Annotated in this window: 16 protein-coding genes; 2 read left to right on the forward strand and 14 right to left on the reverse strand. The window is 68.5% G+C overall.

All coding sequences use genetic code 11. The annotated features are described in order from the left end of the window. Positions 1-132: 132 nt before the first annotated feature. Positions 133-1,203, forward strand: a complete 1,071-nt coding sequence (locus ASD37_RS06325) for an ABC transporter substrate-binding protein (RefSeq protein ID WP_056549156.1) — start codon at positions 133-135, stop codon at positions 1,201-1,203. 8 nt (positions 1,204-1,211) lie between these two features. On the opposite strand, the gene ASD37_RS06330 is transcribed toward ASD37_RS06325, so the two are convergent. The 10 genes from ASD37_RS06330 to ASD37_RS06375 all read right to left on the reverse strand — a co-directional run bounded on the left by ASD37_RS06330 (position 1,212) and on the right by ASD37_RS06375 (position 12,340). After that, positions 1,212-2,048 (reverse strand): N-acyl homoserine lactonase family protein, encoded by an 837-nt coding sequence (locus tag ASD37_RS06330; RefSeq protein WP_056549158.1) that lies wholly within the window; start codon positions 2,046-2,048, stop codon positions 1,212-1,214. Continuing rightward, positions 2,048-3,628 carry an ABC transporter substrate-binding protein gene (locus ASD37_RS06335; protein ID WP_056549160.1) on the reverse strand — a complete coding sequence of 527 codons (1,581 nt, stop codon included), beginning with the start codon at positions 3,626-3,628 and terminating at the stop codon, positions 2,048-2,050. The genes ASD37_RS06330 and ASD37_RS06335 overlap by 1 nt, the downstream gene beginning before the upstream one ends. A 52-nt stretch (positions 3,629-3,680) precedes the next feature. Then, positions 3,681-4,727, reverse strand: coding sequence for an isopenicillin N synthase family oxygenase (locus tag ASD37_RS06340; protein ID WP_056549162.1), 1,047 nt, complete (start codon positions 4,725-4,727; stop codon positions 3,681-3,683). Next, entirely contained in the window at positions 4,724-5,242 is a 519-nt protein-coding gene (locus ASD37_RS06345) for a hypothetical protein (RefSeq protein ID WP_235567977.1), read from the reverse strand. Before ASD37_RS06345 ends, ASD37_RS06340 begins: the two co-directional genes overlap by 4 nt. 12 nt (positions 5,243-5,254) lie before the next feature. Beyond that, positions 5,255-6,100 (reverse strand): N-acyl homoserine lactonase family protein, encoded by an 846-nt coding sequence (locus ASD37_RS06350; RefSeq protein ID WP_056549166.1) that lies wholly within the window; start codon positions 6,098-6,100, stop codon positions 5,255-5,257. Beyond that, positions 6,100-7,680, reverse strand: coding sequence for an ABC transporter substrate-binding protein (locus ASD37_RS06355; protein WP_056549168.1), 1,581 nt, complete (start codon positions 7,678-7,680; stop codon positions 6,100-6,102). The genes ASD37_RS06350 and ASD37_RS06355 overlap by 1 nt, the downstream gene beginning before the upstream one ends. Further along, positions 7,677-8,324 carry a cysteine hydrolase family protein gene (locus tag ASD37_RS06360; protein ID WP_056549170.1) on the reverse strand — a complete coding sequence of 216 codons (648 nt, stop codon included), beginning with the start codon at positions 8,322-8,324 and terminating at the stop codon, positions 7,677-7,679. The genes ASD37_RS06355 and ASD37_RS06360 overlap by 4 nt, the downstream gene beginning before the upstream one ends. After that, positions 8,325-9,329 (reverse strand): ABC transporter permease, encoded by a 1,005-nt coding sequence (locus ASD37_RS06365; protein ID WP_056549172.1) that lies wholly within the window; start codon positions 9,327-9,329, stop codon positions 8,325-8,327. A gap of 120 nt (positions 9,330-9,449) precedes the next feature. Beyond that, positions 9,450-10,325, reverse strand: coding sequence for an ABC transporter permease (locus ASD37_RS06370; protein ID WP_056549174.1), 876 nt, complete (start codon positions 10,323-10,325; stop codon positions 9,450-9,452). Beyond that, positions 10,325-12,340: an ABC transporter ATP-binding protein gene (locus ASD37_RS06375; protein WP_056549176.1), complete on the reverse strand. Its 2,016-nt coding sequence runs from the start codon at positions 12,338-12,340 to the stop codon at positions 10,325-10,327. Before ASD37_RS06375 ends, ASD37_RS06370 begins: the two co-directional genes overlap by 1 nt. A gap of 216 nt (positions 12,341-12,556) precedes the next feature. On the opposite strand from ASD37_RS06375, the gene ASD37_RS06380 reads away from it, so the two are divergent. Next, positions 12,557-13,246 carry a TetR/AcrR family transcriptional regulator gene (locus ASD37_RS06380; RefSeq protein ID WP_056549955.1) on the forward strand — a complete coding sequence of 230 codons (690 nt, stop codon included), beginning with the start codon at positions 12,557-12,559 and terminating at the stop codon, positions 13,244-13,246. Here the strand turns inward: ASD37_RS06380 and atzF are convergent. Genes atzF through ASD37_RS06400 form a run of 4 tightly spaced genes read right to left on the reverse strand, consistent with a single transcriptional unit; the run spans position 13,216 to position 20,154 of the window. Beyond that, the gene (atzF, locus tag ASD37_RS06385; protein WP_056549177.1) at positions 13,216-14,955 is read right to left on the reverse strand and encodes an allophanate hydrolase; all 1,740 of its coding nucleotides are present in this window, start codon (positions 14,953-14,955) and stop codon (positions 13,216-13,218) included. The genes ASD37_RS06380 and atzF overlap by 31 nt on opposite strands. Next, entirely contained in the window at positions 14,955-18,620 is a 3,666-nt protein-coding gene (gene uca, locus ASD37_RS06390; RefSeq protein WP_056549179.1) for an urea carboxylase, read from the reverse strand. The genes atzF and uca overlap by 1 nt, the downstream gene beginning before the upstream one ends. Next, positions 18,617-19,276 (reverse strand): urea amidolyase associated protein UAAP2, encoded by a 660-nt coding sequence (locus ASD37_RS06395; RefSeq protein ID WP_082569949.1) that lies wholly within the window; start codon positions 19,274-19,276, stop codon positions 18,617-18,619. Before ASD37_RS06395 ends, uca begins: the two co-directional genes overlap by 4 nt. After that, the gene (locus tag ASD37_RS06400) at positions 19,273-20,154 is read right to left on the reverse strand and encodes an urea amidolyase associated protein UAAP1 (protein ID WP_156720722.1); all 882 of its coding nucleotides are present in this window, start codon (positions 20,152-20,154) and stop codon (positions 19,273-19,275) included. Before ASD37_RS06400 ends, ASD37_RS06395 begins: the two co-directional genes overlap by 4 nt. Between the last annotated feature and the right edge of the window lie 362 nt (positions 20,155-20,516).

The following is a 20,516-nucleotide window of genomic DNA, read 5'->3' on the forward strand; positions in this document are numbered from 1 at the left end:
AGTGTCGTATTTGGTAAGAACTCTCCGGCCGACGTCGCGTGACCAGGCTCGAACGCCCTGGAAGCGGTCGGTGGGCGGGCATGCGGCCCGCGACTTGGTACCGTCTGCGGCGTGGCGTTCCTGAGCTCGCGAATGGGTCCGATCGCGGCCGCAGCAGCTGTCACCACGGCACTCGTGGCGACGCTGGCCAGCGGCTGCGGGGACTCGCCCGAGCAACCTGGCAATACGGACGCCACGTCTCTGGTCACCAGCACGACGCGGATCGCCGGGGCCGGCGTCCTGGGCAATCAACGCCGACCCGACGAATCGTGCGCCCCCGATCCGGCTCCCCTCGACGACCCGCCGACGCGCGAGGTTCGGCACGCGGCGGGAACCACCGAGGTACCTCCGGACGCGCAGCGCATCGCCGTGCTCTCCGGTGACCAGCTCGACGCCCTGTGTGCGCTTGGCCTTCAATCGCGCATCGTGGTCGCCGCCCCGCGGGACGGGTCAACTGGCCAGCCGTCCTACCTCGGTACGGTGGTCCACGACGTCCCTGCGGCCGGCAACAGCTCGGCACCGGACCTCGGGGCGGTCAAGGCCGCGAACCCGGACCTCATCCTCGGTTCGCAGGCTTTGACGCCGGAGGCGTACGGCGAGCTGTCGGCGATCGCCCCGACCGTCTTCACCGGCGCTCCCGGCCCCGGTTGGCAGGACACCCTGCGCACCGTCGGTGCCGCCACCGGCCGCGCCGGCGCCGCCAACCAGCTGGTCGACGACTTCGAACGGGCCGCGGACAAGACCGGCGCCGACAACGACGCCACCCACTATCAGGTGTCGGTCGTGCAGCTGACGGAGAACACCCTGCGGATCTTCGGCATCGACGACTTCCCGGCGGCCGTGCTCGGCGCCGTCGGTGCCGACCGTCCGGCGACGCAGCGGTTCAAGGACAAGCCCTACGTCGAGGTCGGCACGTCCGAGGTGTCCAAGTCGACGGACTTCTCGGCCGCCGACGGAGACGTCGTCTTCCTGTCCTTCGACTCACCCGCGGCCAAGGCTCGCGCTCCGGAGGTTCTCGAGAGCGAGGCGTGGAAGAAGCTGTCCGCGGTGCGCGACAACCGCGTGTTCATCGTGAACGACGAGGTGTGGCAGACCGGGGAGGGCATCGTCGCCGCCCGCGGCATCTTGGCCGACCTCGCGGTCGTCAACGCCCCGATCAACTAACTGGTCACCTATGCCGTGACCGGGCCGAAGCGCTCGTGGAAGTGGGTCGTCAACTCCGGCCACACGTGCGGATCGTGCCCGGGGATCAACGGATACCCCTTGCGCGCCGCGAGTTCCTTGAGCCGGCGGATCGGCTCAACGGTCTCCTCCGGCTCGACGTCGATGAATCCACCGATGGCGAGTTCGTGTTCGATGTTCTCGGTGAGGTCGGCGGCATCGAACGCGAACACGAACCCGTCACCGCCGCAAGTTTCGTCGATTTCCACCATGAAGCTCTGGTGGCCAGGGGTGTGCCCGTAGGTCGGTATCGCGGTGATCCCCGGCGCGATCTCGGCCTCCCCGTCGGCCAGACGCCACTCGATGTTCGGGTCGTCGAAGTCCACCCGGACGATCGCATTGCGTTCGGGCTCTGGGTGATTGGACAACCCGTACTCGAGTTCACGGCGCTGCGCGTGCACGGGAACCTTGCCGGCGAACAGCTTGAGTCCGCCGGCATGGTCGTGGTGCAGGTGGCTGACGGCCACGGTGTGGATGGCGTCGAAGTCCACCCCCACCTCGGCCAGCCGTTGCTCGATCGGCTCSCCGGGACCCGGCAGCACCGGGCGGTATTCGACCGTCGGGAAGAACCTCCGGTGGAACGCCGGATCCCGCACCAGGGCGGCGTTGAACCCGGTGTCGAGCAACACCCAGCCGCCGTCGGTCTGCAACAGCACCCCTGGCACCGGTTCCCGCATCCGCTCCTCTGGCGGGGCGCCGTACACCGACACCGCTTTCGGCAGTTCCTCCCAGCCCAACGTCAGCAGGATGATCCGGCGCACACCGCTCGGGCGGACCAGCGTCGTCATCAGCCTACCGAAAGCGCGGCGAGCCGAAGCGAATTCGGGTTGGTCACCACGTGGGCCTGTTCCATCCCCTTGAGCCAGGGCTGGGCCACCATGAAGTCGTTGACGTCGGCGACGTTCAACCAGCAGCCGGTCTTGACGGCTTCCAGTCCGGCGGTCGAGTAGTCCGCAGCGGTGGCGTTGGGCAGACCCTTGTTGAGGGCCTCGGTGACCGCCGGTGCCGAGCATCCGAAGAAGTTCAGGCCACCGTCGGCGTCCCACGAGATGTGGCCCCAGGTGTACGGCGAGGGTGCGTCCGGCCAGCCGAGGTAGGTCATGATCTCCGGCGCGCCCTGTCCGTCGCCGCCGACCCAGCCGTAGATCTCCGATGTCGGATAGGCCTGCACCTTGGCGTCGAGCCCGGCCGCGGCCAGCTGCGTCTGAATCAGGTTGCTGATCAACTGATTATCGGGATTGCTGGAGTCGTAGCCGATGGTGACGGTCTTCTGGTCGGCGGGCAAGTTCGCGGCGATGCCGGTCAGCACCGACGGGTCGTGGGTGATCGACTGCTTGCCGTACTCGGCTGCCATCATGTTCGGCGGGTAGATCTGCTCGGCTCTCTTGCCGCGCCCGAAGTACGTCTGCTTGACGAGTTCGTCGACGTCGATGGCCTGCAGCACGGCGGTGCGGTTCTTGGCGTCGGTCATCATGCCCTTGCGCTGGTTGACGTAGACGTAGTTCGACATCATCGTCGGCAGCGAGTAGTTGGTGAAGGCCTTGTTGTCCAGGTAGGACTGCACCGCCGAGGACGGTAGATCGTGCAGAATTGCGGCGATCTGGCCGTTGTTGAACTGCAACTGCTGCGCCGAGACGTCGGTGATGACCGGGAGCTCGACCTTCTCGAAGTAGGGCTTGGTGCCCCAGTAGTCGCCGAAGGCGGTCAGTTCGTACTTGGAGCCCACCTCGGCGGCGGTCAGCGTGAACGGTCCGGTGCCGAGGTCGTGGTTGGTCAGGTACGTCTGCGCGTGGTCCGTGCCGCCGTTCTTCGTCAGTCCCTCGGGGCTGAGCATCCGCGGCCCGTAGGGACAGGCCAGGTAGTCCAGGAATGCCGAGTTCGGCGCCTTCAGATTGATGGTGACGCCGTAATCACCCTGTGTGGTAATCGAATCGACGTCGGCCACCATGTAGGCGGGACCCTGGTTCACGGCGAGCCTGCGGTCGAACGAGGCCTTCACCGCCGCCGAGGTGAACGGCGTGCCGTCGTGGAACTTGACCCCTTCACGCAGCTTGAAGGTGAACACCTTGTTGTCGGGTGAGGCCGTCCACTCCGTGGCCAGCAGTGGTTCCAGTTCCGGCTTGTCGGTACCCCCCTTGTACTGCAGCAGACCCTCGTAGGTGTTGGTGGTCAGCAGCAGGCCCTGCCCGGCGTAGTACACGTCGGGGTCCGGCGGCTGCCCCGGATCCTGCAGGAACGACAGGTGCAGCACCTTGTCGGTCGGTGCGGCATTCGGTGTGCCGCTGCCGGAATCCGAACCGCCACAAGCGGTCAGTCCGAGGACGACGGTTGCGGCGATGGCTGCAATGGCGCGGAACTTGGTGGTCATCGGATGGCTCCTTCGAGAATGTGGTCGGCGGTGAAGGGGTAGGGCACGCGGGTCACTCCACTCCCAACAGCGCCTGCTGGCCGAACTGATTGAGCTGCAGCGACCCCTCGGGCAGCACCAGCTCACCGCTCTCGACGCGCTGCCGCAGGTACGCGAAACTCTGTGCGGTCTGGGCGAACAGGTGCTCCCCCGCCTTCAACGGCGGGCGTTGCGGCGTGCCGGGAGAGACGAACTGCGGCAGTGGCTTCACCTCGGTGTCGTAGTCGACGTTGAAGAAGAGTGGGAACGAGTAGCGCTCCTCGGCGACTTTCCGGACGCGGTGGCTGGTCGCGACGAACGCACCGCTGGTCCACAACTCGAGCAGGTCGCCGATGTTCACGACGAAGGTTCCCGGCACCGGAGGGACGTCGATCCACTGCCCGGCCCCGTTGAGCACCTCGAGCCCGGGTGCGGTCGGCTTCAGCAGCGTGAAGCACTCGTAGTCGGTGTGAGCCCCGATGCCGAGTCCGTCCCGTGCGTCGGGGTTGTACGGATAGTGCACCAGTCGCAGTTGGCTCGGGGTCTTGGTGGCGTGCCGGGTGAAAACCTCCGGATCCTCCCCCAGGGCAACGGCGAACGCCCGCAGCAGCAGATGCCCGACCTCGAGCACCGCCTCGTAGTAGTCGGTCACGGCCTTGGCGAAGCCCGGCAGGTCCGGCCACGCGTTCGGACCGAGCATCGGGTTTCCCGAGAGATAGTCGGGATCGTCGGCGGGCAGGTCGAGCGCGGTGTCGAACGCCTCCTTGAGGTCGGGCACGGCGTCCGCGGCGGTTTCGACGCCCTCCTCGCCGATCGGCACGTAGCCGCGATGACAGCGGGAAAGGCCGATGTAGCTTCGCATCTTCTCCTCGAACGGCAGCGCGAAGAACTCCTTGGTGGCGTCGAGCATGCGGTCGAACATCGACTCGTCGATGCCGGAACCACTGACGTAGAAGAACCCGACTTCGCCTGCCGCCCGACCGATTTCGGCCGATACCCGGTCACGCTCGGCCGGGTCCGGCGATCGCAGGCCGCCGACGTCGACGATCGGCACCGAGGTGAATGAGGTCATGCCGGTCATGAGATTGACTTCCCTTCGCGTAGTTCGACGCTCCATCGCTGGCCGACGGCGTCGACGTGGTCATCCGATGGCGCTATTCGTAGATTCGTCCACTCCACCCCGCCGAGCGCACCGATCACCACCGAACCCGCACCTGCCCAACCGAAGAGATCTCCGACGCGCATCAGCAGTCCGCGTGCGCCGTCGGGAGATCGCAGGAAGGCCGCTGCGCACGGACCGGCCGAGTCCGCGTCGCGCACCCAGTGTTCGGAGTAGTCCTCGTGAACGCCGGTCTCGACGAGGACGTCGCCGTCCCAGTGCATGGCCCCGGCGTCGGGAAACGGGCCCGGCGGTTCGAGGTCGACGTCACGATGCCACTCGAAGACGTTGTCACGCTGGTGAAGTGGGCCGGCAAAACCCCGGGAGTCGACGTAGGCGGTGATGCCCTGGAGCCACCGAACGTCGCCGCCGGAGTCCCGCGATCCGTCGGCGCCGACGAGAAGGGTGCGCCGCCACAGCCCGGTGCACTCGGCCATCAAGACGTCCATCTACGCCGTTACCGGGCCGAAGCGCTCGTGGAAGTGGGTCGTCATCTCCGGCCACACGTGCGGGTCGTGCCCGGGAATCAACGGATACCCCTTGCGCGCCGCGAGTTCCTTGAGCCGGCGGATCGGCTCGATGGTCTCCTCCGGTTCCACGTCGATGTAACCGCCGATGGCCCGCTCGTGCTCGATGTTCTCCGTCAGGTCGGCGGCATCGAAGGCGAACACATACCCCTCTGCACCCTCACCCCCGGTCACCGATTCGTCGAGTTCCACGACGAAGCTCTGGTGGCCAGGGGTGTGCCCGTAGGTCGGCACCGCGGTGATGCCTGGTGCGATCTCGGCCTCCCCGTCCGCCAGACGCCAGTCGATGCTCGGATCGTCGAAGTCCACCCGGAAGATCGCATTGCGTTCGGGCTCTGGATGATTCGACAGTCCGTACTCCAACTCACGACGCTGCGCGTGCACGGGCACCTTGCCGGCGAACAGTTTCAGTCCCCCAGCGTGGTCGACGTGCAGGTGCGACAGCGCGACGAGATGGATGTCGTCGATGTCCACGCCAATCTCGAGCAGCGACTCCTCGATCGGCTCACCGGGACCGGGTAGCAGCGGCTGATACTCCATCGAGGGGAAGTACCTTCGGTGCAGGGCCGGATCACGGATCAACGCGGTGTTGAACCCGGTGTCGAGCAGCACCCAACCGCCGTCGGTCTGCAGCAGCACCCCGGGCACGGGGCACCGGAACTGCTCCTCCGGGGCGCCGTACACCGACACCGACTTCGGCAGATCCTCCCAGCCCAGCGTGAATAGCACTATCCTGCGGACACCGCTCTTGCGCGTCAGCCCGGCCATCAGCCCACCGACAGCGCGGCGAGGCGCAGCGAGTTCGGATTGGTCACGACGTGGGCTTGCTCGACGCCCTTGAGCCACGGCTGGGCCACCACGAAGTCGTTGACACTGGCGATGTTCAGCCAGCAACCCGTCTTGACCGCCTCGAGGCCGGCTTGGGAGAACGCATCGGGCGACCCGTCCGGCAGACCCTTGGCGAGCGCCTCGGTCACCGGCGGCGCGGAGCAGCCCAGGTAGTTCAACCCGCCCGTCGCGTCCCAAGAGATGTGACCCCAGGTGTAGGGCGACGGCGCATCCGGCCACGCCAACGCCACGAAGATCTCCGGAGCAGTCTGGCCGTCGGTTCCGACCCAGCCGAAGGTCTCCGACGTCGGGTACGCCTGCACCTTGGCCGTCAGGCCGGCCGCGGCCAGCTGAGTCTGAATCAGGTTGCTCACCAACTGGTTGTCGGGGTTGCTCGAGTCGTAGCCGATGCTGACGTTCTTCTGGTCGGCCGGCAGGCTGGCCGCCAGAGCCGTCAGCAACGACGGGTCATGCGGCACGGACTGCTTCGCGTACTGCGGGTCCATCACGTTGGGCGGGTAGATCTGCTCGGCGACCTTGCCGCGCCCGAAGTACGTCTGCTTGACGAGTTCGTCCACGTCGATCGCCTGCAGGACGGCGGTGCGGTTCTTGGCGTCGGTCATCATCCCCTTGTGCGGGTTGACGTACAGGTAGTTCGACATCATGGTCGGCAGTGAGTAGTTCGCGAACGACTTGTTGTCGAGATAGGACTGCACGGCCGAGGACGGCAGGTCGTGCAGGATCGCGGCGACCTGACCGTTGTTGAACTGCAACTGCTGCGCCGAGACGTCGGTGATGACCGGGATCTCGACCTTCTCGAAGTAGGGCTTGGGGCCCCAGTAGTCCGGGTACGCCTCGAGCGCATAACGCGATCCGACCTCGGCCGCGGTCAGCGTGAACGGCCCGGTGCCCAGGTCGTGGTTGGTCAGATAGCCCTGAGCGTTGTCGGTGCCCGCGTTCTTCTTCAGCCCCTCGGGACTGAGCATCCGCGGCCCGTACGCGCAGGCCAGGTAGTCCAGGAACGCCGAGTTCGGCGCCTTCAGCGTGACGGTGACGCCGTAATCACCCTGGGTGGTAACCGATTCGACGTCGGCCACCATGTAGGCGGGACCCTGGTTCACGGCGAGCCGACGGTCGAACGACGCCTTCACCGCCGCCGAGGTGAACGGCGTCCCGTCGTGGAACTTCACGCCCTCGCGCAGCTTGAAGGTGAACACCTTGTTGTCCGGGGACGCGGTCCACTCGGTGGCGAGAAGCGGTTCCAGTTCCGGCTTCTCGGTGCCCGCCTTGTACTGCAGCAGACCCTCGTAGGTGTTGGTCGTCAGCAGCAGGCCCTGCCCCGCGTAGAAGATGTCGGGGTCCGGCGGCTGCCCCGGATCCTGCAGGAACGACAGGTGCAGCACCTTGTCGGTCGGCGCGGCATTCGGTGTGCTGGTGCCCGAATCCGAACCGCCACAGGCGGTCAACGCGACCACGGCCACCGCGGCGACGGCCGCCATGGCGCGGAGTCTGGTGGTCATCGGGTGGCGTCTTCGAGTGCGGGAGCGTGAGCGGCCAGCTCGTGGAACGCGGTGAGGATCTCGTCACTGGTGCGGAGCGCACCGGTCTGCAGATACTCCATCGCGTCCAGTGCCGCGTCGTGCCGGTACTGCGAGGACCCGCCGACGCAGTCGGTGACCACGCGTACGTAGTAGTCGCGCTGGTGGGCGTCGGCGAAGGTGTAGTGCACGCAGACGTCGGTGAGACCGCCGACGAGGATCAGCGTGTCGGCCTTGAGGCCGCGGAGCACGATGTCGAATTCGGTGCCGATGAACCCGGAGTAGCGCCGCTTGACGAGGTGGAATTCGTTCCGTGATCCGTCGAGCACCGGTCGCAGCGTCGGCTCGAGGTCGGTGCCGCGCTGTCCCTCCACGCAGTGCACGCCCTCGACGCCGTCGAGCTCGCGGCCGAAGTCGACGCCGTTGGGCCGGTGCACCTCCTGGAAGAACACCACCGGGATGTCCGCGGCGCGCGCCGCGGCGAGCAGCCGCTCGGCGACCGCGACGCGCTCGGCGTTCCCGGGCATGACGGCGATTCCCATCTCGTCTGCGGGCAGGCCACCGCCCTCCTGCATGTCGACGACGACGAACACCGGGTTTCCCACGATGAGTGGCTGTTTCGGCACTTAACCTCCTGTTGTGGCGATACGTGGATCAGCTGCGGCCTGCATGAGGTCCACCGCCGTGTTGATGAAGACGTAGAGGGCCCCGAGCATCAGGGTCACACCGGCGATGGCCGGGAAGTCCGCGACGGGGATGCTCTGGGCGATGTACTGCCCGATGCCCGGCCAGCCGAACACCTGCTCGACGACCAGCACGCCCGAGAACATCAGTCCTACTTGCAGACCCGTCATCGACAGCGCTGAACCGACGGAGTTGCGCAGCACGTGGCGGGCCAGGATCTTGCCCTCCGGCAATCCCTTGGCCCGGGCCGTCCTGGCGTAGTCGCTGTCGATGTCACCGAGCAGGCTGCTGCGCAGGACACGCCCGATGGCGACGGCGGGGCCGATCGCGATGACCAGTGCCGGCAGGATCAGGTGATGGAAGGCGTCGGCTGCGACGTCGAATCGCCCGTGCAGCAAGCCATCCACGGTGAGCAGTCCGGTCGGCCCGGTGGGCGGGTTGGCGATGGCGATCCGACCGTTGGCCGGTACCCAGCCCAACTCCTTGTAGAACACGATCAACCCAAGGATGCCGAGCAGGAACATCGGCGCCGACGACCCGGTGAACAGGACGGCGCGCAGGATGCCTGCGCCACGCCACTTCAACGTCGTGCTGAAGGCCAGCAGCACGGCCAGCACCAACGCGAAGGCCAGGCCGTAGAGCGCCAGCTCCAGGGTGGCCGGAAAGAACGTGCCGAGGTCGGACGCGACGCCGTGGCGGGTGCGGAACGACGTGCCGAGATCGCCAGTCATGGCGCCGGTCAGGTAGTGCCAAAACTGCACCAACACAGGCTCGTTGAGTCCGAGCGCCTCCCGCCGGGCGGCCACGGCCTGCGCCGACGCCTGCGCGCCAAGTTGCGCCTTTACCGGATCCATCGGGGAGATGTGCTGCAGCAGGAACATCACCCCGGTCAGGGCGATCAGGATCGCCGCCGTGGCACCGATGCGTGCCGCGATGAAGGTCTTCATCGGGTACCTCCTGCCGCGCCCAACGTGACGCCATTGCGAGAATCGACCGTTGAAGTCGCAGTGGTGTCACGTTCGGCACGACGCGAGGAGCCCCGGAACGGTTCGAATGCGTTCATTGGCCTAACTCGTCTTCATCAGGTTGCGCAGGCTGTCACCCGCGATGTTTCCGATCAGTGCCAGCACCAGGACGCCCAACCCGGGCATCACCGGAATCCACCACTGCTGGAGGAAGTAACTCAGGTTGCGGGCCGAGTCGGCGCCGAGTTCGGCCGCCGGGGCGGACTGCCCGAGGCCGAGGAACGACAGCGCGGCGAGGGTGAGGATCAGCGTGCCGATGTCTAGGCTGGCGGCCACTACCGCATTGGGCACCGCACCGGGAAGCAGATGTCGTCGTGCGAGCCGAAAGCGGTTGACGCCAGCCAGTCGTGCGGCTTCGACGTGGGGACGGGCGGCCAGCCTGGCCACCTCGCCGCGGACCAGCCGCGCGTAGAACGGCCACCACACGATCGACACCGCCACCAGTGTGTGGACGAAACTTGGACCGAGCGCGGCGACCACGGCGATGGCCAGCACCGGGGCGGGCAGCGACAGGAAGCCGTCGGTGATGCGCATGAGCACCGAGTCGACCCAGCCTCCGGTCGCGCCGGCGATCAAGCCGATCAGACCGCCGAATAGCAGCCCGACGGCCACCACGACCAACGCTGCGAACCAACTCGAGCGGATGCCGTAGAGCACTCGCGACAGGATGTCGCGGCCGATGCTGTCACTGCCAAGGAGGAAGCCCTCCTTGCCGGGTGCCTGCAGCGGCATGCCGACGGGGACCAGCGGATCGTGCGGAGCCAGCAGCGGTACGGCGATCGCGACGAGCGTGACCACGAAGATCAGGGAGAAACCGGCCCAGTTGAGCACCGTCGAGCGGGACTGCAGGGACAGGATCCTGCGCTGGCGCCCACGCACCAGCGGTACCGACGGTGGAGCCGCCGTCGCAATTGCCATCAGACCGCTCGCCTTTCGATGCACGCCACTTGGTGCGGGTTGCCGGGGACACCTTCGAGCCGGACGTCGAGTTCGGATCCGCTGCAGGCGTCGACTGAGATCGAGCACCGGGGATGGAACGCACATCCGGTCGGGGGTGACAGTGGACTGGCGGGTTCGCCTGGCAGGACGCGGGATTCGCGTCCGAGGTCCGGGATCGAGTCGACGAGTGCCTGCGTGTACGGATGCGCAGGATCGCCGATGACCCGTTCGGCCGGTCCGATCTCGACGATCCTGCCCAGATACATCACGGCGATCCGGTCGGCGACGACGCGGGCCACCGACAGGTCGTGGGTCACGAAGACCACCGACATGTCGAGGCTGCGTCGTAGATCTCCGATCAGGTTCAGCACCGAGGCGGCCAGCGACACGTCGAGCGCGCTGGTCGGTTCGTCACACAGCAGCACCGACGGCGGTACCACGGTGGCCCGCGCCAGCGAGACTCGTTGCCGTTGACCACCGGACAGTTGACCTGCCCTGGACTTGGCGACCTCGGCGGGCAGGCCGACCCGCTCGAGCACCTCGACGACCGCGTCGCGCCGTTGGGACCGTGACAGGCCCGACCCGCTGAGCCGTTCGGAGATCAGTTCACCGACCGACAGCCACGGCGTCAACGAGGCGCCGGCGTCCTGGAACACCATCTGTGGCCGCTGCCCCTCGACCAGTTCCACCTGACCGGAGGTCGGCTTCTCGAGACCGGCAATTGCGCGCAGCAGCGTCGACTTTCCCGAACCGCTCTCGCCGACGAGGGCCACCGACTCGCCGTGTGCGACACGCAGCGAAACACCGCGCAGCGCTTGGAGTTTGCCCCCTCCTGCGGAGCGATCCAGCCAGCGCTTCGTCACCGAGAACGTCTTGGTGACGTCGCGCAGCACCACCGAGGGCGGCATCTCCTCGCGCTCGTCGGCCTCGGGGAAGGGCCCGTGGGTCGCAGGAGAGGTGGTGGACACGGCGCCGAGATCCTTCACGATCTCCTCCAGGGGGAGGATGCATGCGCTGGTGCGGTCGTCTGCGACCGAGACCGGGTCGGGAGGTGCGGTCGTGCATTCCTCGCGCGAGATCGTGCACCGGGGTTCGAACGCACATCCGGGCAGCGGAGACACCGCGCTTGGCACCGAACCGGCGAGTGCGGCCAGTTTGCGGTCGCGTGCCGTATTCAGGGTGAGGCGTGACCGAAGAAGTCCGTGTGTGTAGGGATGCGCCGGCGCGCCGAGAACCGCTGCCGTCGGCCCGATCTCGGCGATGCGGCCCGCATAGAGCACGGCGATGCGATCCGAGATCTGCGCGGCGACGCCGAGGTCGTGAGTGATGAACACGATGCTGCAGCCGATCTCGTCGCGAAGCCGCGCCAGCAGTCGCAGCACCTGGGCCTGCACCGTGACGTCCAGTGCCGTGGTCGGTTCATCGGCGATGATCAGATCCGGATCACCCGCGATCGCGATCGCGATCATCACGCGCTGACGCAGGCCACCGGAGAGTTCGTGCGGGTAGGCCCGCATCCGTCGTCCTGGTTCTGGAATGCCGACGGCGGTGAGCAGTCGCAGCGCCTCCTCGTCACTGCCCGCCGCCTCGGCGACCTGCTTGCCGATCCGCATGGTGGGGTTCAGTGAGGTCATCGGATCCTGGAACACCGCGCCGAGGTCGAGGCGACGAACGTTGCGGATGGCCTTGTCGTCGCCGTGGACCATGTCGGATCCGGCGACGGTGACGGTGCCGTCGATCTGGGTGTGGGCGGGCAGCAACCCAAGCATGCTGAACCCGAGAACGCTTTTACCCGAACCCGATTCGCCGACCAGACCGAGGATCTCTCCCGGCGCGATCTGCAACGACACCCCGCGCAGGGCGTGCACGTCGCGGCCGTTGCGCCGAAAGGTCACGTGAAGGTCGTCGACGGCCGCGACGGGATTCGCCATCGTTGGCACCGTCGGTGTGGCGACGTCGGTGATGGCAGCCCCTTCGGAAACAGCGATGCCCATGTGAGCTCCAGTAGGTGTCGAGGTCGGCGGTACAGCGGCACGTCCGTGGGCCACTCGCCTGTCAACTGACAGTTTTCCGGTCGCGCCATCCCCGTGGGTGTCGCTGGCGTAACCAAACGACGGCGTAGGTAACCGATGGGTGTCGCGCGTTTCTGTCGTGTGACAGAAACATGGGGACATGCCCAATTTCGGCTCGCGATGGTCCACGATGGGGTCATGCCGCTCGCCAGGGCCGGTCGCCCCCGCCATCACGACCAGAAGCGTCCCGGCCTCACCGCGCGTGACGAGATCCTCGACGCCGCAGGTGAACTCTTCACCACCCTGGGGTACACCGCCACCTCGACGAGGTCCATTGCGGAGTCGGTCGGAATCCGCCAGGCGTCGCTGTACCACTACTTCAAGACCAAGGACGACATCCTCTGCGCGCTGCTCGGGCAAACCGTCAGTCCCACACTGGCATTCATCCCGAGCCTGCTCGGCGCCGAGCCGGCGCTGAGTGCCAACGAACACCTGCACGCCCTGGCCGCCTTCGACGGGGACCAACTGCTCGCCGGTCGCTGGAACCTCGGCGCGCTGTACCTGCTGCCCGAACTCCGGGGAGCCGGCCTCGAGTCGTTCTGGTCGGACCGCGAGCGGCTACGGCTGCACTACCTGGCGTTGAGTCAGGCCGTCATTGCCGCGACCGGTGTGCACGTGGCCGCCGCGGACCTGCCATTTCGGTTGGTCGAGTCCCTGGTCAACATGTGGTCGGTGCCGCCAGGTGACGAACGCGTGGAACTCCCGATCCACGTGGCCGACGCCTGCCTGCGCGTCCTCGGCGTATCCGACCGGGACACGCCGGCGCTGCGGGAGCGCACCAGTGCGCTCATCGAGCGCTACACCAGCGCGGAGACACTGCTCAGATAGGTCGGCCAGTCGCCGTGGTGGGTGATGTCCTCGCCGGCTCGCCATGCCTCCAGCGCGCATCCGAAGCCGACGACCTCGGTGCCGTCGGCCAACGCGACCCGGCCCAGGGACATCGGCGCAGGCAGAGCGGCCAGGAAGTCGCCGAGCATCGCCGTGCCCACCAACCACAGCTCGCCGCCAATGCTGGCGCCCTCGTCGGCCCCGACCCGCACCAGGCCGGGCTTCGGCGGACTGGTGTCCAGGCGTGCCAGCCGGTACACCGGGGCGGTCAACGCAGCTCCCAGCCACCGGGCACCGCGGTCCTCCAGCTGAAATGCCAACGGCTGTCCGCGAAGATGAGCGCCGACGACCATCAGGATCGTCGCGTCGGCGCCGGCGAACGTCGGCCACGGTCGGTCGGTCGACGGGCCCGCCGTCGACGCCGCTCCGGGGAGCGCGACGGACGGCGTCGGCGACACGACCAGCCGGGCGACGTCGAGGGCAACCGCGTCGGCACCCGATCGGGCGATCACCGACACGCCGAACTGGTCGTCGCCTGCGGTCCCGGACGGCACCGCCACGGCGCACATGTCCATCAGGTTGCAGAAGTTGGTGTACGTACCCAGCCGGGAGTTGACGCCGACCGGGTCGGCGGCGACCTCGGCGAGGGTGGGGTGCCCGGTGGTCGTGGGAATCAGGAGCGCGTCGCAGTCACCCAGCGTCGCCGACGCGACCTCGGTGAGCTCGGCGAGTCGGCGGCGGTCCCGCAGCAGCGTGGTCGCCGACACGTCACCCGCCGCCGAGATGATGGCTCCGACGGTCGGATCCACCTCCGCGCGGTGGGCGTCGACGAACTCACCGACGGCGTCGTGGCGTTCGGCGACCAGTCCCCCGTCGTACAGCAGTCGGGCGGCAGCGAGGAACGCCGAGAGGTCGATCTCCCGAATCACCACGCCGCGGGCTTCGAGCCGGGCCCTGGCGGCGCGAAACGCCTCCTGCCACTGCGCCGAAAGACCGGGAAGTTCGCGGGGCACGGCGACCGTCGGGATCTCCCGCGCGGCCAGTGGTGCGTCGGGCGGAAACGGGCGCGCCGCACCGGCGATCACGCCCATCGCCGCGTCCGCGGTGTCGAGATTCCTCGCGAACACCGTCACGCAGTCGTAGGACAGACAGGCGGGGACGACTCCGTCGGTCGGCACGACGCCGTAGGTGGGCTTGATGCCGACGATGCCCTGCAGCGCGGCGGGCACCCGACCCGACCCGGCGGTGTCGGTGCCCAGGGCCACGTCGACGAGACCTAGGGCGACCGCGACGGCGGACCCCGAGCTCGATCCACCCGAGATGCGGTCTGGCCGCCGCGAATCCCGAACGGCGCCATGGGGACTGCGCGTGCCGACCAGGCCGGTGGCGAACTGGTCGAGATTGGTCGCGCCGATCACCACTGCACCCGCGGCGCGCAACCTGGCGACGACGACCGCGTCGTCGGTCGCGGGTGTCGTCGCGAACGACGGGCAGCCGGCGGTGGTGGCCAGGCCCGCCACGTCGACGTTGTTCTTCACCGCGGCGGTGAGTCCGGCGAGCGGAAGGTCTGCGCCGGCAAGTACCGCCGCGTCGACGGTTTCGGCGTCGACGAGAGCATCGGCGATGGGGCGCAGGAAGATCCACACCTCGGGCCGGTCGGCCGCCTCGATCGCGGCGTAGGCCGCCCGAACCCGTTGCACTGCACTCATCACGCCGGCACTCCCGTCACCGTAGTTTCGACCGGGGCCTGGTCTCCCACCACGACGAGCGGAGTTCCCGGGTCGACCTGGTTTCCCGCCTCGACCAATACCCGCGTCACGATCCCGTCCGCGGGTGCGGTCAGCACGGTCTCCATCTTCATCGCCTCCAATGCGAGCAGCGCCTGACCTGCCACCACGTGGTCGCCGACGGCGACGTCGACCTTCCACACGCTGGACGAGAACGGCGCGTCCACCCGTCGTTCGTCGTGGTCGAGGACGAGGTCGGTCGTCGTCACCGCAACCCGGGACTCGGCGCGCTCGGCCCGGTCGAACTCCCCTGCCGCCGTCCACGCGGCGCGTTCGGCGGCGAACGCCGTGGCCTGGACGGCGCGGAACTCGGCGATCGAGTCGGCGTTGTCGGCCAGGAACCGCTCGTGGTCGGCAAGGGAGAACGTGCCGTCGGTGATGTCGACCGACCCTCGCCCGGCGGCCATGTCCGCCCGCAGGTCCAGTAGCTCCTCTGCCGTCACCGGGTACCAGGAGATGCGGTCGAAGAACCGCAACAACCACGGGCTGCCCGGCTCGAAGGGCGGGGTGTGCCGGTAGCGGCTCCACACCTGGGTGGTCCTGCCGACGAATTGGTATCCGCCGGGCCCCTCCATGCCGTAGATGCACAGGTAGGCGCCACCGATGCCGACCGAGTTCTCCGCGGTCCAGGTGCGGGCCGGGTTGTACTTGGTGGTCACCAGCCGGTGTCGCGGATCGAGCGGGGTGGCGACGGGCGCGCCGAGGTAGACGTCGCCGAGGCCGAGGGTGAGGTACTCGGCCGAGAACACCGTCGCCATGACGTCGTCCTGGCTCGCCAAACCGTTGATCCTGCGGATGAATTCGATGTTGGACGGGCACCACGGGGCGTCGTCGCGCACCCCGGAGGTGTAGCGCGCGATGGCCTCCCTGGTCGCGGGGTCGTCCCAGCTCAGCGGCAGCCGTACCGACCGGCTCGGCACCACCAGTTCCGACGTCGCGGGAAGGTCGTCCTCGAGTTCGGCGAGCAGGCCGAGCAGCCGGTCCACCGAGAGGACGTCGGGATTCAGGTGCACCTGAAGGGATCTGATCCCCGGGGTGAGGTCGAGAATGCCTGCCACGGAACTGGATTGGAGGCGCTCCTCGAGTGCGTGCACCCTGGCACGCAGCGCGAGGTCGAGCACCATGTCCCCGTATTCGATCAGCACGTTGTCGTCACCGCTGCGGCGATAGGTGACGGCGGGTGCGTCCCCGCCGTCGCGGCGGCGCAGGACGCCGTCGTCACCGTCGCGTTCGGTGCGCCGAACCCGAGGGTTCGCGGCAAGGCGTTCGGCGCCCACCTCCGCTCGGGACGGCGCGTCGACCGCCCGGATCGGAACGAACCGGACCGTGTCCCCGGGCCGCAGCTGCCCGAGTTTCCACCGCTCGCCGGCCACCACCGTCACCGGGCACACGAACCCGCCGAGGCTGGGCCCGTCCGGACCCAGCAGGATCGGGGTGTCCCCGGTGAAGTCGAGAGCGCCGACCGAGTAGGCGGTGTCGTGGATGTTGGAGGGGTGCAGGCCCGCCTCGCCGCCGTCGGGACGCGCCCACTTCGGGCGGGGTCCCTCGAGCCGAACCCCCGTACGGGCCGAGTTGAAGTGCACCACGTAGTCGGCCGAGTACAGCGTGTCCATGTCCTCGCGGGTGAAGAACTCCGGGGCGCCATGCGGGCCCTCGGTGACCGCCAGTTCCCACTCCGACGGCATGGCTGGCCGAAGGTCAAGCGGGACGGCACCTTTCGGGTCGGCCGAGGTGACCGGAACTGCGCGCAGGACGTCGCCGACCACCAGGTGGCGGCCGCCGTGACCGCCGAAGCGTCCGAGGGTGAACGTCGACGCACTGCCGAGGTAGGCCGGCACGTCGAACCCGCCCTCGACGAGGACGTAGGTGCGCAGTCCGGCGGTCTCGGCGGCGCCGATGGTGAGCACTCCGCCGGCGGGGACGTCGACCGGCTCCCACATCGGCACGGGCGCGTCGTCGACCGTGACCGGGCAGTCGGCACCGGTGACGCAGAACGTCGTCGGATGCGTCACGCGCAGCGTCGGTCCCGACGCGGTGCACTCCAGACCCGGTGCGCCCTCGGCGTTTCCGAGGGCGCGGTTGCCCAGCCGGAAGGAGACGTCGTCCATCGGTCCGCTCGGGGGGACGCCGACGCTCCACAGGCCGACCCGTCCGGGGAGGTCCTGCACGGTCGTCGACAGTCCGGGGCTCTCGACGGTGATGCGCGGCCGCGGGTCGACGACGCCGGCCAGCGTCCCGGTGTGGTGCCGGGCGGCCCGCACGTCGGCCAGCGTCAGCGCCGCGCGAAGAAGTCCGACGTTGACTTCGATGCCCTGAAGGACGGTGGTGTCCAAAGCCCTGCCGAGCCGGTCGAATGCCTCGTCGCGGTCGGTGCCTGCGGTGATTACCTTCGCCAGCAACGGATCATAGGAGGCCGTGACCTCGGTGCCCGACTCGACCCAGGCGTCGACGCGCGGCGCGGGGTCACCCGCCACGGCGTCGGGAAAGTGCACGGCTACGAGGGTTCCGGTGCTCGGGCGGTAGTCGCGCGAGGGGTCCTCGGCGTACACCCGCGCCTCCACCGCGTGACCGCGCACCGGCACGGACCCGACGTTGGCGCCCGGCTCGAGGTGCGGTGCCAGCACGTCGGCCTCACCGCGGGCGAGCCGAAACATCCACGCCGCCAAGTCGACGCCGGTGACCGCCTCGGTCACGGGATGCTCGACCTGGAGACGCGCGTTGACCTCGAGGAAGGACGCCTCCTCGCGGCGCGGGTCGTAGACGAACTCGACCGTGCCCGCGGAGCGGTAGTCCACCGAGGCTGCCAGCGCCCGTGAGGACGAATGCAGCTGGGCGCGAACCGCTTCCGGAAGTGCTGGCGCTGGCGCCTCTTCGATCACCTTCTGGTTCCGACGCTGCAGGGAGCAGTCACGGTCACCGAGGGAAACCACGCGGCCGGCACCGTCGCCGAAGATCTGGACTTCGACGTGGCGGGCGTCGTCGACGAAGCGTTCGACGAACACCCCGGCGGAGCCGAAGCTGCGGGCGGCCAGCCGGGACACCCGGTCGAAGGCCGCCCTGAGTTCGGCGTCGTCCCGGCACACCTGCATGCCGATGCCACCACCACCGCCGGTCGCCTTCAGCATCACTGGGTAGCCGATTTCGGCCGCAGCGGCACGGGCCGCCGCGGCGTCGTCGAGCAATTCGGACCCCGGAAACACGGGAACCCCGGCGGCGCGGGCCGCGGCCCTTGCGGTGTGCTTGGTGCCGAAGATGCGCAGTTGGTGCGGGGTCGGCCCGACGAAGGCCATGCCTGCCGCCTCGACCGCCGTCGCGAAATCGGCGTCCTCGGAGAGGAATCCGTAGCCGGGGTGAATCATGTCCACACCCGTCGCGGACGCGGCGGCCACCAGCGCGTCGACGCGGAGGTAGCTCTCACTGGGCGCCGCGGGACCCAACCGGACAGCGTCGTCGGCGAGGCGCACGTGGGGGGCGCCGCGGTCGGCGTCGGAGAACACTGCGACCGTGCGCAGGCCCAGCAGCTTCGCGGAGCGCACCAGGCGGACGGCGATCTCGCCGCGGTTGGCGATCAGAACGCTGTCGGTCACGCCGCCTCACCCGGCCGGGTGACGATCATGCGGACCGGCGTCGGGTTGAACGCGTTGCACGGATTGTTGACCTGCGGGCAGTTGGAGACGAGCACCAGCACGTCGACGTCCGCGCGCAGGGCGACCCGCTTGCCAGGTGCCGACAGTCCGTCGACGATGCCGAGTGCGCCGTCGGGGTCCACCGGGACGTTCATGAACCAGTTGATGTTGCTGGCAAGGTCTTTCGCGCCGAGTCCGTGGCGGGAGCCCTCGAGCAGGAAGTTCTCCATGCACCCGTGCTGGGCGCGGGTGTGCTGGCCGTAGCGCAGCGTGTTGGACTCCTTGGAGCAGGCGCCGCCGAGGGTGTCGTGCACGCCGACCTCGTCGCCGACGACGGTCATCAACGCGGCCCCGGTGTCGGCCCGCAACACCGATCCGGTGGTCAGCACGATGCCGCCCTGGCGGGCGATGGTCTCCGAGGCGCTGTAGCGGACGCTGGTGTCGGCGGCGGAGTAGAGCAGACAGTCGACGGCCTGGTTGCCTGCGAGGTCGACGATCGTCAGCACGTCACCGGCGGCGACGACGGCCGACCACGCGGCGCGCGCGTCGACCTCTTCGTCGAGGACGACGGGGCCGGCCACCAGGGGGGCGTACTCCACTGCGGTAGGGGCGTTCACAGGACTCCTCGGGCGGTCAGGTCGGCGTCGGTGTTGGCGGCGGCCTGCAGGTGCTCGGGACGCAGGGGCCCCACCAGGTCACCGCTGATCAGCAGGTCGAGATCGTCCTCGGCGGGCCACGCGTGCATCCGCAGGGCCGAACACGTGAACTCAGGACGTGGGTCCAACGGATGCGCCGTATTGGCCAGGGAGACGATCGCGTCGACGTGGAGGAGCAGGTCGACGTAGGCGCCGGCGCCCGCGGAGCCCTGCCACTCGAACGCACCGTCGGAATTCACCCGCACCCCCTTGAAGAACGACGGGGACGGCGGCAGGTCACGCGGTCCGAGGCCGTTCTTGAGGGCCGCCAGCAGCAACAGCTCACGCCCTGCCGGTGACGCGGATTCGGGAGCCCCCGCGCCGTAGCGTGCGTGGTTTCCGTCGCGAGTGGTGGTGCCTGCGAGGGCGTCGTGGCGTCCGGAGGTGTCGGCGACGACGGTCGCCAGCACCCGTCCGAACCCACTGAGCAAGGGATGTCCCGTTCCGAGGTAGGCCTGCCAGGGCACCTTCACGGTGTCGGCGACGTTGAGGCGCTCGTGCGGACCGTCGGCGCGGTGGATCAGGAGGTGTGCGCATGCGTCGCCGTCGAGGTCGGTCAACCGGATGCGCGTGCCACGGGCCAGTACGGCGGTCGAATATCCGCCTGGCGCAACCGTTTCCGACCACAGCAGGCTGGTTGCCGGCACTTCTCCGGGTGTCGTCGGACTGCTCGTCGCCGGGACGTGGCGCATGGCGTCGGCGGTCCGGCCGTGCTGGGCCCTCGCGTGCGCCTTGGCGCCCGCGGTCGTGGCGGTATCCGGATGGTCGCTGTGGTGCGAGTCGCGCACGTGGCTGGTCACTGCTACTCCATGGGCTCGTGGCGTCGGTCGTCCACCGACATATCTGTCAGGTGACAGTTTTCTCGGCCTGCCGCCGTTGGTGGTTGCCGCGGTGTAACCGATCCCAGGTGGCTGGTTAACAACAGGCTGCGCATGTGACCGGCGTGTGACGAGTACCGGGTCGCCCCCGCGACATGGTTGGATCGAGGTGGGTGCCGAGCATCGGAAAACCCGCCGCGGAGAATCCCCAGCTGTGAATTACTCGGGCTGAGGATTAATCCATCGCCGGACCCGGTTGGCACTCACGGGGGCGCAACGGCGCGCCCAATTCTGGTGCCGCCGCCACGACTGGCGGCGACGAACGCTTGCACGAGACGACAAGA

This window comes from Mycobacterium sp. Root135, from assembly GCF_001426545.1.
Classification (GTDB): Bacteria; Actinomycetota; Actinomycetes; order Mycobacteriales; family Mycobacteriaceae; genus Mycobacterium.

What these genes read in the sequence shown, in the direction of transcription:
- ASD37_RS06325 (WP_056549156.1), top strand. Translation starts at nt 133, where the DNA reads ATGGGTCCGATCGCGGCCGCAGCAGCTGTCACCACGGCACTCGTGGCG.
- ASD37_RS06335 (WP_056549160.1), bottom strand. Translation starts at nt 3,628, where the DNA reads ATGACCACCAAGTTCCGCGCCATTGCAGCCATCGCCGCAACCGTCGTC.
- ASD37_RS06340 (WP_056549162.1), bottom strand. Translation starts at nt 4,727, where the DNA reads ATGACCGGCATGACCTCATTCACCTCGGTGCCGATCGTCGACGTCGGC.
- ASD37_RS06345 (WP_235567977.1), bottom strand. Translation starts at nt 5,242, where the DNA reads ATGGCCGAGTGCACCGGGCTGTGGCGGCGCACCCTTCTCGTCGGCGCC.
- ASD37_RS06350 (WP_056549166.1), bottom strand. Translation starts at nt 6,100, where the DNA reads ATGGCCGGGCTGACGCGCAAGAGCGGTGTCCGCAGGATAGTGCTATTC.
- ASD37_RS06355 (WP_056549168.1), bottom strand. Translation starts at nt 7,680, where the DNA reads ATGACCACCAGACTCCGCGCCATGGCGGCCGTCGCCGCGGTGGCCGTG.
- ASD37_RS06365 (WP_056549172.1), bottom strand. Translation starts at nt 9,329, where the DNA reads ATGAAGACCTTCATCGCGGCACGCATCGGTGCCACGGCGGCGATCCTG.
- ASD37_RS06370 (WP_056549174.1), bottom strand. Translation starts at nt 10,325, where the DNA reads ATGGCAATTGCGACGGCGGCTCCACCGTCGGTACCGCTGGTGCGTGGG.
- ASD37_RS06375 (WP_056549176.1), bottom strand. Translation starts at nt 12,340, where the DNA reads ATGGGCATCGCTGTTTCCGAAGGGGCTGCCATCACCGACGTCGCCACA.
- ASD37_RS06380 (WP_056549955.1), top strand. Translation starts at nt 12,557, where the DNA reads ATGCCGCTCGCCAGGGCCGGTCGCCCCCGCCATCACGACCAGAAGCGT.
- atzF (WP_056549177.1), bottom strand. Translation starts at nt 14,955, where the DNA reads ATGAGTGCAGTGCAACGGGTTCGGGCGGCCTACGCCGCGATCGAGGCG.